The organism is Burkholderia sp. BCC0322 (assembly GCF_902833045.1).
Lineage (GTDB): Bacteria > Pseudomonadota > Gammaproteobacteria > Burkholderiales > Burkholderiaceae > Burkholderia.
The window spans coordinates 100,122-115,517 of the sequence record NZ_CADFDU010000007.1; the positions used below are offsets into that span (position 1 = coordinate 100,122).

General features: G+C 64.7%; 13 protein-coding genes. 12 read left to right on the plus strand and 1 reads right to left on the minus strand.

Features of this window, described 5'->3' with window-relative positions; all coding sequences use genetic code 11:
• Window positions 1-46: 46 nt before the first annotated feature.
• From HWX39_RS21125 to HWX39_RS21170, 10 genes are all read left to right on the plus strand, one after another.
• A complete protein-coding gene (locus tag HWX39_RS21125) occupies window positions 47-571 on the plus strand; it encodes an ATP synthase subunit I (RefSeq protein ID WP_175969822.1) in 525 nt (174 codons plus the stop codon).
• 108 nt (window positions 572-679) lie between these two features.
• Window positions 680-1,531 carry a F0F1 ATP synthase subunit A gene (atpB, locus tag HWX39_RS21130; protein WP_175969823.1) on the plus strand — a complete coding sequence of 284 codons (852 nt, stop codon included), beginning with the start codon at window positions 680-682 and terminating at the stop codon, window positions 1,529-1,531.
• Between the two features lie 75 nt (window positions 1,532-1,606).
• Window positions 1,607-1,876: a F0F1 ATP synthase subunit C gene (gene atpE, locus HWX39_RS21135; RefSeq protein ID WP_006482730.1), complete on the plus strand. Its 270-nt coding sequence runs from the start codon at window positions 1,607-1,609 to the stop codon at window positions 1,874-1,876.
• 129 nt (window positions 1,877-2,005) lie between these two features.
• Window positions 2,006-2,476 carry a F0F1 ATP synthase subunit B gene (locus HWX39_RS21140; protein ID WP_039351436.1) on the plus strand — a complete coding sequence of 157 codons (471 nt, stop codon included), beginning with the start codon at window positions 2,006-2,008 and terminating at the stop codon, window positions 2,474-2,476.
• A gap of 2 nt (window positions 2,477-2,478) precedes the next feature.
• Window positions 2,479-3,018, plus strand: coding sequence for a F0F1 ATP synthase subunit delta (locus HWX39_RS21145; protein WP_175969824.1), 540 nt, complete (start codon window positions 2,479-2,481; stop codon window positions 3,016-3,018).
• 44 nt (window positions 3,019-3,062) lie between these two features.
• The gene (atpA, locus tag HWX39_RS21150; RefSeq protein ID WP_175969825.1) at window positions 3,063-4,604 is read left to right on the plus strand and encodes a F0F1 ATP synthase subunit alpha; all 1,542 of its coding nucleotides are present in this window, start codon (window positions 3,063-3,065) and stop codon (window positions 4,602-4,604) included.
• Window positions 4,605-4,673: 69 nt separating this feature from the next.
• On the plus strand, window positions 4,674-5,549 hold the full coding sequence (gene atpG, locus HWX39_RS21155; RefSeq protein ID WP_034209645.1) for a F0F1 ATP synthase subunit gamma: 876 nt from the start codon (window positions 4,674-4,676) through the stop codon (window positions 5,547-5,549).
• Window positions 5,550-5,615: 66 nt separating this feature from the next.
• Window positions 5,616-7,010 (plus strand): F0F1 ATP synthase subunit beta, encoded by a 1,395-nt coding sequence (gene atpD, locus HWX39_RS21160; protein ID WP_014895501.1) that lies wholly within the window; start codon window positions 5,616-5,618, stop codon window positions 7,008-7,010.
• A 156-nt stretch (window positions 7,011-7,166) separates the two neighbouring features.
• Entirely contained in the window at window positions 7,167-7,592 is a 426-nt protein-coding gene (locus HWX39_RS21165) for a F0F1 ATP synthase subunit epsilon (protein ID WP_006477288.1), read from the plus strand.
• Window positions 7,593-7,844: 252 nt separating this feature from the next.
• Window positions 7,845-9,572 carry an AMP-binding protein gene (locus tag HWX39_RS21170; RefSeq protein WP_175969826.1) on the plus strand — a complete coding sequence of 576 codons (1,728 nt, stop codon included), beginning with the start codon at window positions 7,845-7,847 and terminating at the stop codon, window positions 9,570-9,572.
• Window positions 9,573-10,293: 721 nt separating this feature from the next.
• Here the strand turns inward: HWX39_RS21170 and HWX39_RS21175 are convergent.
• Window positions 10,294-11,091, minus strand: coding sequence for a transporter substrate-binding domain-containing protein (locus tag HWX39_RS21175; RefSeq protein ID WP_175969827.1), 798 nt, complete (start codon window positions 11,089-11,091; stop codon window positions 10,294-10,296).
• Between the two features lie 149 nt (window positions 11,092-11,240).
• Here HWX39_RS21175 and hemE point away from each other — a divergent pair, with 149 nt between their 5' ends.
• Together hemE and HWX39_RS21185 are read left to right on the plus strand one after the other, a co-directional pair.
• The gene (gene hemE / locus HWX39_RS21180) at window positions 11,241-12,335 is read left to right on the plus strand and encodes a uroporphyrinogen decarboxylase (RefSeq protein ID WP_279613100.1); all 1,095 of its coding nucleotides are present in this window, start codon (window positions 11,241-11,243) and stop codon (window positions 12,333-12,335) included.
• Between the two features lie 454 nt (window positions 12,336-12,789).
• The gene (locus HWX39_RS21185) at window positions 12,790-15,051 is read left to right on the plus strand and encodes a primosomal protein N' (protein WP_175969829.1); all 2,262 of its coding nucleotides are present in this window, start codon (window positions 12,790-12,792) and stop codon (window positions 15,049-15,051) included.
• The last annotated feature ends 345 nt before the right edge of the window (window positions 15,052-15,396 follow it).

The window sequence follows — 15,396 nt, forward strand, 5'->3', positions numbered from 1 at the left end:
TTCGGAAAGCTTGGGGCCGGGTTCAAGGATTTTGCGGAAGATTGCGATGGCGGGTCAGGCGCCGCACGACAGGCACGATGATCAGCGCACGCAACGCACCGCTTCAGCGGCCGGCGAGCGGCGCGAATTCGATGATGACTGGGATGCCGAGCAACAAGATAACAACATCGTTCCGCTCACTCGGGCAGAAGCCGAAAAGCTGTTCGGCCCGAGCGTGAGCAAGCCCTCGCGCGTGACCCCCTATAAGGTGGTATTCGCGCAAGTGGTTCTGTCCCTGGTTGCAACGCTGGCGTGGTGGCTGTTTTCGAAGTCACCGGGTGCCGCTGCGCAATCCGCGTTTCTGGGCGGAGCGATTGGCTGGGTGCCCAGTGCGTTGTTCGTGGCACGACTGAAGGCAGGTGGCTCGGCCACCGTGATGAGCTGGGTGATGGGCGAAGCCCTGAAGCTCGGCCTGACGATCGGGATGTTCGCAGCAGTGGCGTTCGGCTGGGCCGGCGTGCACTGGGTGCCGTTCCTCGTCACGTACCTCGTCGTGCTGAAGACGTACTGGATCGCGCTGGCCTGGCGGTAACGAACAAGCAGCGTGCGGTTTCGACAAGAACCGCACCGGCCCGTTCCCGCAATAGCGTGTTGCGGAACTGGCAAAACGATTTTCGACAATTTGGGTGGCATTAACGATATGGCAGCTAGCGAAGGCACGCGCGGTCCGGATCCGTCCGAGTACATTGCGCACCACTTGCAGAATTTCTCCACCTCGCATCAGACGTCGATTTTCGACATCCACGTCTGGAATCTCGACACGCTGTTCTGGTCGATCGTTTGCGGCATCGTGACGATCCTCGTGCTGCGTCTGGCTGCCCGCAAGGCGACGTCGGGCGTGCCGGGCCGTTTCCAGTGCGCGATCGAGATGCTCGTCGAGATGGTCGAAGACCAATCGAAGGCCATCGTTCACGGCAACCGTACCTTCATCGCTCCGCTCGCGCTCACGGTGTTCGTGTGGGTCGCGCTGATGAACTCCCTCGACTTCCTCCCCGTCGACCTGCCGGGCCGCGTGATCGGCTGGCTCGGTCTGTCGGACGTGATTTCCCACCATCGCATCGTCCCGACGGCCGACCTGAACGGCACGCTCGGCATCGCGCTCGGCGTGTTCGTCCTGATGATCTACTACAGCATCAAGATCAAGGGCGCGGGCGGCTTTGTGCATGAGCTGCTGTCGGCACCGTTTGGCGCCCACCCGCTGCTGTGGATCCCGAACCTCGCGCTCAACATCGTCGAATATCTCGCGAAGACCGTCTCCCTCGGTATGCGGCTGTTCGGCAACATGTACGCGGGTGAGCTGTTGTTCCTGTTGATCGCCCTGCTCGGCAGCATGTGGAGCTTCGGTGGCGACGCAACGTTCCTCGGCTTCATTGGTCATGTGATCGCGGGTAGCGTCTGGGCAATCTTCCACATTCTGATTGTTCTGTTGCAGGCATTCATTTTCATGATGCTGACGCTGGTGTATCTCGGCCAGGCGCACGACAAGCACTAAGCGCGGCGTGCAAGAAAGAGTTTCCGTTTTAGTTTTTTAAATCTCAGTTCCAAGTCTTTTCACAAAGGAGTGATCATGCAAGCTTACATCGCCAACATCCAGGGTCTGACCGCCATCGGTATCGGCATCATCATCGGCCTGGGTGCAATCGGCGCCTGTATCGGTATCGCGCTGATGGGTGGTAAGTACATCGAAGCCTGCGCACGTCAGCCGGAACTCATCAACCCGCTGCAAACGAAGATGTTCCTGCTGGCTGGTCTGATCGACGCGGCATTCCTGATCGGCGTGGGTGTTGCAATGCTGTTCGCGTTCGCGAACCCGCTCCTGTCGAAGCTCGCAGGCTAAGGTTCCTCGGAAATATGCGTCCGGCGCAAGCCGGCGCAGGGCGGAACGGAGACTTGGGGCGCTGATCGAATGCAACTCGATGAGCGCCTTACCGTTTCATTTTTCCGGAATAGCAGATAAGGAAACACCGTGAATCTCAACGCAACTCTGTTTGCGCAAATGGTCGTGTTCCTGGTCCTCGCGTGGTTCACGATGAAATTCGTGTGGCCGCCGTTGATCAACGCCCTCGACGAACGTTCGAAGAAGATCGCCGACGGCCTCGCCGCCGCCGAAAAGGGCAAGGCAGAACTCGACGCAGCGCACAAGCGCGTGGACCAGGAACTCGCGCAGGCCCGCAATGACGGCCAGCAGCGCATCGCCGACGCCGAAAAGCGTGCCCAGGCGGTCGCCGAGGAAATCAAGGCCAACGCCCAGGCTGAAGCCGCCCGCATCATCGCCCAGGCGAAGGCGGAAGCAGAACAGCAAATCGTGAAGGCGCGCGAAGCGCTGCGTGGCGAAGTCGCTACGCTGGCCGTGAAGGGCGCCGAGCAGATCCTGAAGCGCGAAGTCGATCAAACGGCCCACGCCCAACTGCTGAATCAACTGAAAGCCGAGCTCTGATCATGGCCGAACTTGCAACCATCGCCCGCCCTTACGCAGAAGCGCTGTTCCGCGTGGCCGAGGGCGGTGACATCGCCGCCTGGTCCACGCTCGTGCAAGAGCTGGCCCAGGTTGCGCGTCTGCCGGAAGTCCTGTCGGTCGCGTCGAGCCCGAAGGTGACGCGCACGCAAGTAGCCGAGTTGCTGCTTGTTGCGGTGAAGTCGCCGCTCGCGGCTGGCGCTGAAGCGAAGAACTTCGTGCAGATGCTGGTCGACAATCATCGCATCGCGCTGCTGCCGGAAATCGCCGAGCAGTTCGAGGCGCTCAAGAACGAACGTGAAGGTGCAGCCGACGCCGAGATCGTGAGCGCGTTCCCGCTGAACGGCGCGGATCTCGAGAGTCTCGTCTCGGGCCTCGAGCGCAAGTTCAAGCGCAAGCTGAAACCGACGGTCGAAGTCGATTCGTCGCTGATCGGCGGCGTGCGCGTGACGGTCGGCGACGAAGTGCTCGACACCTCGGTTCGCGCGCGCCTCGCATCGATGCAGGCAGCCTTGACCGCCTGAGCGCCACGCCGGCACGCAACAGAATTGACTATCAGGAGCGAATAATGCAACTCAATCCCTCTGAGATCAGCGAGCTGATCAAGAGCCGGATCCAGGGCCTTGAAGCGAGCGCAGACGTTCGCAACCAGGGCACCGTGATCTCCGTGACCGACGGTATCGTGCGTATCCACGGCCTGTCGGACGTGATGCAGGGCGAAATGCTCGAGTTTCCGGGCAACACGTTCGGCCTCGCGCTGAACCTCGAGCGCGACTCGGTCGGCGCGGTGATTCTCGGCGAATACGAACACATCTCGGAAGGCGACGTCGTCAAGACGACGGGCCGCATTCTCGAAGTGCCGGTTGGTCCGGAACTCGTCGGCCGTGTGGTCGATGCGCTCGGCAACCCGATCGACGGCAAGGGCCCGGTCAACGCGAAGCTGACCGACGCGATCGAAAAGATCGCCCCGGGCGTGATCTGGCGCAAGTCGGTGTCGCAGCCGGTGCAGACGGGCATCAAGTCGATCGACGCAATGGTGCCGATCGGCCGTGGCCAGCGTGAGCTGATCATCGGCGACCGTCAGTGCGGCAAGACCGCGGTGGCGCTCGACGCGATCATCAACCAGAAGGGCAAGGACCTGATCTGTATCTACGTCGCGATCGGCCAGAAGGCTTCGTCGATCATGAACGTGGTTCGCAAGCTCGAAGAAACGGGCGCGATGGAATACACGATCGTCGTCGCCGCTTCGGCTTCGGACTCGGCAGCGATGCAGTACCTCGCACCGTACGCCGGCTGCACGATGGGCGAATACTTCCGCGACCGTGGCCAAGACGCGCTGATCATTTACGACGACTTGACCAAGCAAGCCTGGGCATACCGTCAGATCTCGCTGCTGCTGCGCCGCCCGCCGGGCCGTGAAGCATACCCGGGTGACGTGTTCTATCTCCACTCGCGTCTGCTCGAGCGCGCTGCTCGCGTGTCGGAAGAGTACGTCGAGAAGTTCACGAACGGCGAAGTGAAGGGCAAGAGCGGTTCGCTGACGGCACTGCCAGTCATCGAAACGCAGGCTGGCGACGTGACCGCGTTCGTTCCGACGAACGTGATCTCGATTACCGACGGCCAGATCTTCCTGGAAACCGACCTGTTCAACGCAGGCATCCGCCCGGCAATCAACGCCGGCGTGTCGGTGTCGCGCGTCGGTGGCGCCGCTCAGACGAAGGTCGTGAAGAAGCTGTCGGGCGGTATCCGTACCGACCTCGCGCAGTACCGTGAACTGGCGGCATTCGCCCAGTTCGCGTCGGACCTCGACGAAGCGACCCGCAAGCAGCTCGAGCGCGGCCGCCGCGTGACGGAACTGCTGAAGCAGCCGCAGTACCAGCCGCTGCAGGTGTGGGAACTGGCCGTGTCGCTGTACGCCGCGAACAACGGCTACCTCGACGACCTCGACGTGAAGCAAGTGCTGCCGTTCGAGAAGGGCCTGCGCGAAAGCCTGAAGACCAGCCACGCTGACCTCATCAAGCGCATCGAAGACACCAAGGATCTCTCGAAGGACGACGAAGGCGCACTGCGCTCGGCGATCGAATCCTTCAAGAAGTCCGGTGCCTATTGATCCGCGAGTGACACACTGAGGCCGCGCGGGTGCTGATGCGCCCGCGCCGCTTCGGTCAAGGAGCAAGCTATGGCTGGAATGAAGGAAATTCGCGGCAAGATCAAGAGCGTGCAGAACACGCGCAAGATCACGAAGGCGATGGAGATGGTGGCCGCATCGAAGATGCGCCGCGCGCAGGAACGCATGCGCGCCGCTCGTCCGTATGCGGACAAGGTCCGTGCCATCGCCGCGCACATGAGCCGCGCGAACCCGGAGTACCGCCACCCGTTCATGGTGGCGAACGACGGCGCGCAGACGGCCGGCATCATCCTCGTCACGACGGACAAGGGGCTGTGCGGCGGTCTGAACACCAACGTGCTGCGTGCGACGGTGCAGAAGTTCAAGGAGCTGGAAGAGAAGGGCCAGAAGGTCGAAGCCACCGCGATCGGCGGCAAGGGCCTCGGGTTCCTGAACCGCTTCGGCGCGAAGGTGATGTCGCAGGTCGTGCACCTCGGCGACACCCCGCACCTGGACAAGCTGATCGGCGCGGTGAAGACGCAGCTCGACCTGTACTCGGAAGGCAAGCTGTCGGCCGTTTATATCGCGTACACGCGCTTCGTCAACACGATGAAGCAGGAAGCCGTGATCGAGCAACTGCTGCCGCTGTCGTCGGAGCACTTCGAAGCCGATGACGGTACGCCGGCCACGTCGTGGGATTACATCTACGAGCCGGACGCGCAGGCAGTCGTCGACGAACTGCTCGTGCGTTACGTCGAGGCGCTGGTGTACCAGGCCGTCGCGGAAAACATGGCGTCCGAGCAATCGGCGCGCATGGTCGCGATGAAGGCCGCGTCCGACAACGCGAAGACGGTGATCAGCGAACTGCAGCTCGTGTACAACAAGAGCCGTCAGGCCGCGATTACGAAAGAACTGTCGGAGATCGTCGGCGGCGCAGCTGCTGTTTAAGCGCGCGCCACGGACGACAACTGCGCCTTTGCGCGAGTAAAGAATCAGGTATTTAAAGGAAAAGCGATGAGTACTGCTGCTTTGGTAGAAGGCAAGATCGTACAGTGCATCGGCGCCGTTATCGACGTGGAATTCCCGCGCGACAGCATGCCGAAGATCTACGACGCGCTTATTCTCGATGGCTCGGAACTGACGCTCGAAGTCCAGCAGCAGCTGGGCGACGGCGTGGTCCGTACCATTTGTCTGGGTGCATCCGACGGCCTGCGCCGCGGCCTGACCGTGAAGAACACGGCAAAGCCGATCTCGGTGCCGGTCGGCAAGCCGACCCTCGGCCGGATCATGGACGTGCTCGGCCGTCCGATCGACGAAGCCGGCCCGATCGAAAGCGAACATACGCGTTCGATCCACCAGAAGGCTCCGGCGTTCGACGAACTGTCGCCGTCGACCGAACTGCTCGAAACGGGTATCAAGGTCATCGACCTGATCTGCCCGTTCGCAAAGGGCGGCAAGGTTGGCCTGTTCGGCGGTGCTGGCGTGGGCAAGACCGTCAACATGATGGAGCTCATCAACAACATCGCGAAGGAACACGGCGGTTACTCCGTGTTCGCGGGCGTGGGCGAGCGTACCCGTGAAGGGAACGACTTCTACCACGAAATGAAGGACTCGAACGTTCTCGACAAGGTCGCGCTGGTGTACGGCCAGATGAACGAGCCGCCGGGCAACCGTCTGCGCGTCGCGCTGACCGGCCTGACGATGGCCGAGCACTTCCGTGACGAAGGCCTCGACGTGCTGTTCTTCGTCGACAACATCTACCGTTTCACGCTGGCCGGTACCGAAGTGTCGGCACTGCTCGGCCGTATGCCGTCGGCAGTGGGCTATCAGCCGACGCTGGCTGAAGAAATGGGCAAGCTGCAAGAGCGCATCACGTCGACCAAGAAGGGCTCGATTACGTCGGTCCAGGCCGTGTACGTCCCTGCGGACGACTTGACCGACCCGTCGCCGGCCACGACCTTCGGCCACCTGGATGCAACCGTCGTTCTGTCGCGTGACATCGCTTCGCTGGGTATCTACCCGGCGGTCGACCCGCTCGACTCGACGTCGCGCCAGATCGACCCGAACGTGATCGGTGAAGAGCACTACTCGATCACCCGTCGCGTTCAGCAAACGCTGCAGCGCTACAAGGAACTGCGCGACATCATCGCGATTCTGGGTATGGACGAACTGTCGCCGGAAGACAAGCTGTCGGTCGCGCGCGCTCGTAAGATCCAGCGTTTCCTGTCGCAGCCGTTCCACGTTGCTGAAGTGTTCACGGGCTCGCCGGGCAAGTACGTGCCGCTGAAGGAAACGATCCGCGGCTTCAAGATGATCGTCGACGGCGAGTGTGACCACCTGCCGGAACAGGCGTTCTACATGGTCGGCACGATCGACGAAGCCTTCGAAAAGGCCAAGAAGATCTCGTAAGGGTTCGAGTGAGTCGCACGGCGCGTGCTGGCCGGGGTGTCGGTCTTCACTGACCGGTAACCGGGCCGGCCGCGCCGACCGCAACACGCTCAATCCGCCGTGCATGGGACGAGGGCAGGCGCCGTGAGGCGTTCGCACTCGTCGACAGGAGTCGATATGGCAACCATCAAAGTAGACGTCGTCAGCGCGGAAGAGCAGATCTTCTCGGGCGAGGCGAAATTCGTCGCGCTGCCGGGCGAAACGGGTGAGCTGGGTATTCTGCCGGGCCACACGCCGCTGATCACGCGGATTCGTCCGGGTGCGGTGCGCATCGAAGTCGAGGGCGGCAACGACGAATTCGTGTTCGTCGCAGGCGGCATTCTCGAAGTGCAGCCGGGCGCCGTGACGGTGCTCGCCGATACCGCGATCCGCGGCAAGGACCTCGACGCGGCGAAAGCCGAGGAAGCGCGCAAGCGTGCCGAGGAAACGCTGCAGAACGCGAAGTCGGATCTCGACCTCGCGAAGGCGCAATCCGAGCTTGCGACCGCGATGGCGCAGCTCGAGGCGATCCAGCGTCTGGCGAAGATTCGCAGCCGGCACTGAGCCGCGCCGCGTGTCCCGCGAAAGAAAGCAGCCTTCGGGCTGCTTTTTTTTCGTCCGTCGGGTTCGTCTGATTTTTGCGGGCCGGATCGTTCCGTCCGGTCGTGCTATTTCATCCGTCCGCCGCGATTTGCTGTCAGAGTGTCGTCAGCCGCGCGCGTCATCATCTGCGTCGAGGCCGTCCGTCGCGATTGCGCGGCGGAGGCGGGCGCCGCAAGTGCGCAGGCCGACCAGACCAAAAGGACGGAGACATTCATGGCAGTAGACCTTGGCGTGGGGGCGCTGATCGCGCCCGAAAACGGATTGTCGTACGTACGCGGCACGACTGACGTACCGCTCTCCGAAGCGACGATCGGCCGGTTCCTGCTCGACACGGCGGGCCGCTTTCCCGATCGTCCGGCCGTCGTGTTCCGCGAGCAGCAGGTGCGCTGGACCTGGCGCGAGTTCGCGAACGAGGTCGACGTGCTGGCGTCCGGCCTGGCCTCGCTCGGCATCGTGAAGGGCGATCGCGTCGGCATCTGGTCGCCGAACCGCAGCGAATGGCTGCTCACGCAGTTCGCGACTGCGCGCATCGGCGCCGTGCTCGTCAACATCAATCCGGCCTACCGGCTGTCGGAGCTCGAATACGCGCTGAACAAGGTTGGCTGCAAGGCCGTGATCGCCGCCGAGCGCTTCAAGACGTCCGCGTACGTCGAGATGCTGCAGACCATCGCGCCGGAGCTCGCGAGCGCGACGCCGGGCGAGCTGCATGCGGCGCGCGTGCCGAGCCTGCGCACGGTCGTGTCGATGGGCGACGTCGCGCCGGCCGGCATGTTCCGCTTCGCGGACGTGATGGCGCGCGGCCGCCAGGCCGTCGATCCCGCGCTGCTCGATGCGATCGGCGCGACGCTTGCGGCCAGCGAGCCGATCAACATCCAGTTCACGAGCGGCACGACCGGCAGCCCGAAGGGCGCGACGCTCACGCATCGCAACGTCGTCAACAACGGGCGCTCGATCGCGGCGGCGATGCGCTTCACCGAACAGGACACGCTGTGCATCCCGGTGCCGCTGTATCACTGTTTCGGGATGGTGCTCGCGGTGCTCGCGTGCGTGTCGACGGGCGCGGCGATGGTGTTCCCGGGTGAGGCGTTCGACCCGGTCGCGACGCTCGCGGCGGTGGCCGACGAGCGCTGCACAGCGCTGCATGGCGTGCCGACGATGTTCATCGCGGAGCTCGATCACCCCGAGTTCGCGAAATTCGACCTGTCGACGCTGCGCACCGGGATCATGGCCGGTTCGCCGTGCCCGATCGAGACGATGAAGCGCGTCGTGTCGCAGATGCACCTGTCGGAGATCACGATTGCGTACGGGATGACGGAAACGAGCCCGGTGTCGTTCCAGAGTTCGACGGACGATCCGCTCGAAAAGCGCACGACGACGGTCGGCCGCATCCAGCCGCATCTGGAGGTGAAGATCGTCGACCCGAACGGCGAGATCGTGCCGGTCGGCGCAACCGGCGAGCTGTGCACGAAGGGCCATTCGGTGATGCTCGGCTACTGGGGCGACGACGCGAAGACGCGCGAGGTGCTGGTGGACGGCTGGATGCATACGGGCGACCTCGCGACGCTCGATGCGGACGGCTACTGCAACATCGTCGGCCGGCTGAAGGACATGGTGATTCGCGGCGGCGAGAACGTCTATCCGCGCGAGATCGAGGAATTCCTGTTTCGGCATCCGAAGATCCAGAGCGCGCAGGTATTCGGCGTGCCCGATGCGAAGTACGGTGAGGAGCTGTGTGCGTGGATCGTGCTGCGCGCGGACGAGCAGATGACCGAGGACGACGTGCGTGCGTTCTGCAACGGGCAGATCGCGCACTACAAGATCCCGCGCTACATCCGCTTCGTCGACGAGCTGCCGATGACGGTGACGGGCAAGGTGCAGAAGTTCGTGATGCGCGACCGGATGATCGAGGAGCTGAAGCTCGACGTGCAGAAGACCGCGTAGTGCGGCATGAAGGCGGGAAAAACGCGGCGGCCTGCGGGCCGTTGCGCTTTCGATGGACGAAAAAAAGCGGGCTTATTAGCCCGCTAAAAACCACACGCTACGGGGTTAGCGCGAGGAGACCAAAGATGAAACCGAATCCGGCGGGGGGCCGGAAACGACTCCAACAGGGATGCCCCTCGGAAGGGCTTCGGTACGTGACCGACTGGCTCGCAGCGCTTCGCGTCCGCTCACACTTGGCACACGAGACCGCATCCGTGTTGAAACCGTTGAGGCCATTGTGGGCGAATTAATGACCCGTCGCGGTAACAAAGTGTTTCAGGTTGTAACGCCCGCCAGATAAGGCTTTCCGGGATTTTTTGCTGTTTTTGAGGGCCTGAAAAAGGTCATTTTTACTCATATTTTCCGCAGCGTTTTCAGCGCATGCGCACGATGCGTTTTTCATGCGTATCAGGCTCGACGAACTGCCGATTTGCACGTGAGAAAATGCGCCTTTCGGCCGATGTCGCGCATGACGATTCATTCGTCAGAAAGATTTTGAAACGTGATTGGCACGCGCGGAAGTCGGCCGTTCGGCCAATTCGATGGCTTCGGGCCGATTTTCCGGGCGCCGGCATGCTGCGCCGAACTGTAACGGCGGCGCGTCGGTTGCCGCCGCGCGGCGACTTTCGCGGCGATGGTCGCGGGGTCGGTGCCTGCTATCTGTCGCCGTGCGCGTGCCCGCTTACTTTAGCCATTTGTCCGAAATCGCCTGGTATTCGCCGGTCGACAGCGCGAGATGCAGCCACTGATCGACATACTGCTGGAACGCGACGTCGCCGCGCGGCACCATGTACGCCTTCTCGCCGAACTGGAACGGCTTGTCCGGATGCACCGAGCACAGGCCCGGATTCAGCTTTTGCTGCAGCAGCGTCTCGGACGCATCCGTCACCATCACGTCCGCCTTGCCGGCGAGGATCTGCTTGAAGATCGTTACGTTGTCCGGATAGACGGTGAGGTTCGCATGCGTGAAGTACTGCTTCGCGAACCGCTCGTTGGTGCCGCCGGGGTTCACGATCACGCGGGTCTCCGGCCGGTCGATCTGCGCGACGGTCTGGTATTTGCCGGCGTCCGCGCAGCGCACGATCGGCGTCTTGCCGTCCACCACGTACGGCTGCGTGAAGAACACGCGCTTCTGGCGCTCGAGCGTCGTCGACACGCCGCCGACCGCGATGTCGCATTTCGCGACGAAATCGCCGGTCAGGTTCGGCCAGCTCGTCTTCACGTAATCGGCCTTCACGCCGAGCGACTTCGCGAGCGATTCGGCCATGTCGATGTCGATCCCCTCGAAGCGGCCGTCGTCACGGTAGTACGAATACGGCTTGTAGTCGCCCGTCGTGCACACGCGCAGCGTGCCGCGCGCGAGCACGTCGTCGAGCCGCGAGCCGGCGCCCGCTGCGGCGGCGGTGCCCGCGCCGGTCTGCGCGTGCGCCGCGGCGCAGCAAAGCAGCGTGGCGGCGGCGAACGTGGCGAGTGTCTTCATCGGTCTCCTCCTTCGTTTCGTTCGATATGAGCGTCCGATCATAACGGAGCCATCGCGCGCGTCATATGGCCGCCATCGCGTCGGCAAGCGCGGCCCGACGGCGCCTGTCCGGTAAAATGCCGGTTTGCCCTCGCATCGTCGCTCCTACCGTGGCCCATACCCTGCTCAACGACACCTTCCTGCGTGCGCTTCTGCGCGAGCCGACCGACTACACGCCGATCTGGCTGATGCGCCAGGCCGGCCGCTACCTGCCCGAATACAACGCGACGCGCGCGCGCGCCGGCAGCTTCCTCGGCCTCGCGAAGCATCCCGACTACGCGACCGAAGTGACGCTGCAGCCGCTCGAGCGCTTTCCGCTCGACGCCGCGATCCTGTTCTCGGACATCCTGACGATTCCCGATGCGATGGGGCTCGGCCTCGACTTCCAGGTCGGCGAAGGGCCGAAGTTCGCGCATCCGGTGCGCACCGAGGCCGACGTCGCGAAGCTCGCGGTGCCGGACATCGAAGAGACGCTCGGCTACGTGACGGGCGCCGTGCGCGAGATCCGTCGTGCGCTCACCGACGGCCAGGGCCGCCAGCGCGTGCCGCTGATCGGTTTTTCGGGCAGCCCGTGGACGCTTGCGTGCTACATGGTCGAAGGCGGCGGGTCGGACGATTTCCGCACGGTGAAGTCGATGGCGTATTCGCGCCCCGACCTGATGCACCGGATCCTCGACGTGAACGCGCAGGCGGTGGCCGCGTACCTGAACGCGCAGATCGAAGCGGGCGCGCAGGCCGTGATGATCTTCGACACGTGGGGCGGCGCGCTGGCGGACGGCGCGTACCAGCGTTTCTCGCTGGACTACATCCGCCGCGTGGTCTCGCAACTCAAGCGCGAGCACGACGGCGAGCGCGTGCCGGTGATCACGTTCACGAAGGGCGGCGGGCTGTGGCTCGAGGAGATCGCGGCGACCGGCGTCGACGCGGTCGGGCTCGACTGGACGGTCAACCTCGGCCACGCGCGCGAACGCGTTGCGGGCAAGGTCGCGCTGCAGGGCAACCTCGATCCGACGATCCTGTTTGCGCCGCCCGCCGCCGTACGCGAGCAGGCGCGTGCTGTGCTCGACAGCTATGGCAACCATCCGGGCCACGTATTCAACCTCGGGCACGGCATTTCGCAATTCACGTCGCCCGATCACGTCGCTGAACTCGTCGACGAAGTGCATCGCCACAGCCGCGCGATCCGTAGCGGAGCCGCGGGCTGAGCGCAAGTGCTGTCATGCTGCACTGCGGCGTGACAGCGTTTCGCTGCCGGAACTAAACAGGACGCAACCCCCCACCGGTTGCCGATTCAGTGCTTGTCAAGACTTGACTTATACACATTTTCCACGTTGCAGCGCGGTAGAGCCCTGTATCGGTCAATTTGTCTCGCTATGGTTCGGTAATTTGAATAGCAGCCTTATGGAATAAGCCTCAGCGGGGCACCGCAACAAGCGGCGAAAATCCGCGCAAAGCGCGGCCCCGCGCGCGTTGCAGCCAGTGAGCGGCGAGTTCTCAACAAAGTTATCCACAGGCTGGGCAGGGTATACGGCGATTCCTAATGCGAATCCAAAACTTAGCGCCGAATCTGAAGTTTTACTTTAAGTTCGCTGCCCCGATGCGAGCGCGGATGTCGGCCGTCCATGCCCATGCGGCGCATGCCGCCGTCGGAGTGCCGCAATGAGCGGCACCTATCTGCGCGTCGCGCTCGACCATCCGCTCGCCACCCTGTTCGATTACCGCTGCGACGTGCAACCGCCGCCCGGGCCGGGCACGCTGGTGCAGGTACCGTTCGGCAAGCGGCAGGCCGTCGGGCTCGTCTGCGAAGTGACGACTCACACCGATGTGCCGCCGTCCCGGCTGCGCGCGATCGACGCGATCTGCGCCGACCTGCCGCCGTTGTCGCCGGACTGGCTCGCGCTCGTGTCGTTTGCCGCCGACTACTACCAGCGCGGGCGTGGCGAGGTCGCGTTGCCGGCGCTGCCGCAGGCGCTGCGCGATGCCGGGCGCTGGGGGCGGCTGCTCGCGCCCGAAGTGCGTTACCGGCCGACCGAAGCCGGCCGCGCGGCGCTGCCCGATGCGCTGCCCGCGCGCGGGGCCGCGCTGCGGCGGCTCGCGCAGGCGCTGGTCGACACCGGTTCGCTGGCGCTGCCCGATGCGCGCGCGCTTCACCCGAAGGCGGCGGTCACGCTCGACGACTGGGCGACGCGTGGCTGGGTCGACATCGAGGAGATCGGCTGGGCCGACGCGCCTGTGGCCAAAGCTGTGGATAACCTGTTGGCAGCCGGTGGACGAACTGTGCCGCCGTCGCTCACGGACCAGCAGGCCGAGGCGCTCGACGCGATTCGCGCCGCGCAGGGCTTCGCGCCGTTCCTGCTGCACGGCGTGACGGGCAGCGGCAAGACGGAAGTCTATCTGCATGCGCTCGCGTCGCTGCTCGACGCACGGCCGGATGCGCAGGCGCTCGTGCTCGTTCCCGAAATCAACCTGACGCCGCAATTCGAGGCCGCGTTTCGCGCGCGCTTCGCGGGTGCCCTCGCCGACGACGCGATCGTCACGCTGCACAGCGGGCTCGCCGAGGGCGAGCGTGCGCGCAACTGGCTCGCCGCGCATACGGGCCGCGCGCGGATCGTGCTCGGCACGCGTCTCGCGGTGCTCGCGTCGATGCCGGCGCTCGCGCTGATCGTCGTCGACGAGGAGCACGAGCCCGCGTACAAGCAGCAGGAAGGGTTGCGCTATTCGGCGCGCGATCTCGCCGTGTGGCGCGCGAAGCAGCTCGGCATCACGGTCGTGCTCGGCTCGGCGACGCCGTCGCTCGAAAGCTGGTGGCAGGCCGAGCAGGGCCGCTACACGCGGCTCACGCTGTCGCGCCGCGCGGTGGCCGACGCGACGCTGCCGACCGTGCGGCTGATCGACCTCGAAGAGGAGCGGCGGCGCGGGCGCGCGTCGCTGGGCGGGCTGTCGGGGCCGCTCGTCGCGGCGCTGAAGGCGCGGCTCGAGCGCGGCGAACAGAGCCTGGTGTTCCTGAACCGGCGCGGCTACGCGCCGCAGCTCGCGTGCGATGCCTGCGGCTGGGTGGCCGGCTGCCCGCGCTGCAGCGCGTACGTCGTGCTGCACAAGCCCGAGCACGCGCTGCGCTGCCATCACTGCGGCTGGGAAGCGCGCATTCCGCGATCGTGCCCCGAGTGCGGCAACGTCGACATCGCGCCGCTCGGGCGCGGCACGCAACGCATCGAGGAGGCGCTCGCCGAGGCCGTGCCGGGCGCGCGCGTGCTGCGGATCGACGCGGACAGCACGCGCCGCAAGGGCAGCGCGCAGGCGCTCTTTTCCGATGTGCACGCGGGCGAGGTCGATATCCTCGTCGGCACGCAGATGATCGCGAAGGGGCACGACTTTCAGCGCGTGTCGCTCGTCGGCGTGCTCAATGCCGACACCGCGCTCTTCTCGCACGACTTCCGCGCGAGCGAACGGCTGTTCGCGCAGCTGATGCAGGTGAGCGGCCGCGCGGGGCGTGCCGGGCTGCCGGGCGAGGTGCTCGTGCAGACGCGTTACCCGCGTCACGCGCTGTACCACGCGCTCGGGCGGCAGGATTACGTCGGCTTCGCGAATTCGACGCTCGGCGAGCGCCGCGACGCGCACCTGCCGCCGTTCGTCTACCAGGCGCTGTTGCGCGCCGAAGGGCGAACGCTCGACGCGGCGCTCGCGTTCCTGCTGCAGGCCGCGGCCGCGTTGCCGGGGCTGCCGGGCGCCGATCGCGTGACCGTCTACGACGCGGTGCCGATGACGATCGTCAAGGTCGCGAACGTCCACCGTGCGCAGTTACTGCTCGAAAGCGCGTCGCGGGCGGCGCTGCAGCATGCGCTGCGCGCATGGCAGCCGGAGCTGCGCGCGTTGAAGGGCGTGCTGCGGTGGAGCGTCGAGGTCGATCCGCTGGATATCTGAGCGGCGCGCCGTGCGGTCGTCCGGCTGCGTGCCGCCCCATTGAAGCCGGGCCCGCCGGGGCCGGGCGCCCCCAAGCCGTCGCTTGCCGCACGGCTGCGCCTCGGCGCCACGCCTGCCGTCACACCCAGTGCAACCCGTTTTCGTCCGCCGCCTCGCGCGCGGAAGGTTGCGCACGCATGCCAAACCGGCCCGCTCAGGGAAAACACCGATCCTCCGACCACGGGCAACCCCTAGGTTGCAACCACATAAGTGTATGATTATATTGAGTAACCTAAGGGTGCAACCAGTCTCGCAATTTGGTTGCACCTTTTTATTGCGTGCCGTAGGATTTCGCGCATCCTCTCA

What these genes read in the sequence shown, in the direction of transcription:
- HWX39_RS21165 (WP_006477288.1), top strand. Translation starts at nt 7,167, where the DNA reads ATGGCAACCATCAAAGTAGACGTCGTCAGCGCGGAAGAGCAGATCTTC.
- atpE (WP_006482730.1), top strand. Translation starts at nt 1,607, where the DNA reads ATGCAAGCTTACATCGCCAACATCCAGGGTCTGACCGCCATCGGTATC.
- HWX39_RS21170 (WP_175969826.1), top strand. Translation starts at nt 7,845, where the DNA reads ATGGCAGTAGACCTTGGCGTGGGGGCGCTGATCGCGCCCGAAAACGGA.
- atpG (WP_034209645.1), top strand. Translation starts at nt 4,674, where the DNA reads ATGGCTGGAATGAAGGAAATTCGCGGCAAGATCAAGAGCGTGCAGAAC.
- HWX39_RS21125 (WP_175969822.1), top strand. Translation starts at nt 47, where the DNA reads ATGGCGGGTCAGGCGCCGCACGACAGGCACGATGATCAGCGCACGCAA.
- atpB (WP_175969823.1), top strand. Translation starts at nt 680, where the DNA reads ATGGCAGCTAGCGAAGGCACGCGCGGTCCGGATCCGTCCGAGTACATT.
- HWX39_RS21145 (WP_175969824.1), top strand. Translation starts at nt 2,479, where the DNA reads ATGGCCGAACTTGCAACCATCGCCCGCCCTTACGCAGAAGCGCTGTTC.
- atpD (WP_014895501.1), top strand. Translation starts at nt 5,616, where the DNA reads ATGAGTACTGCTGCTTTGGTAGAAGGCAAGATCGTACAGTGCATCGGC.
- atpA (WP_175969825.1), top strand. Translation starts at nt 3,063, where the DNA reads ATGCAACTCAATCCCTCTGAGATCAGCGAGCTGATCAAGAGCCGGATC.
- HWX39_RS21185 (WP_175969829.1), top strand. Translation starts at nt 12,790, where the DNA reads ATGAGCGGCACCTATCTGCGCGTCGCGCTCGACCATCCGCTCGCCACC.
- HWX39_RS21175 (WP_175969827.1), bottom strand. Translation starts at nt 11,091, where the DNA reads ATGAAGACACTCGCCACGTTCGCCGCCGCCACGCTGCTTTGCTGCGCC.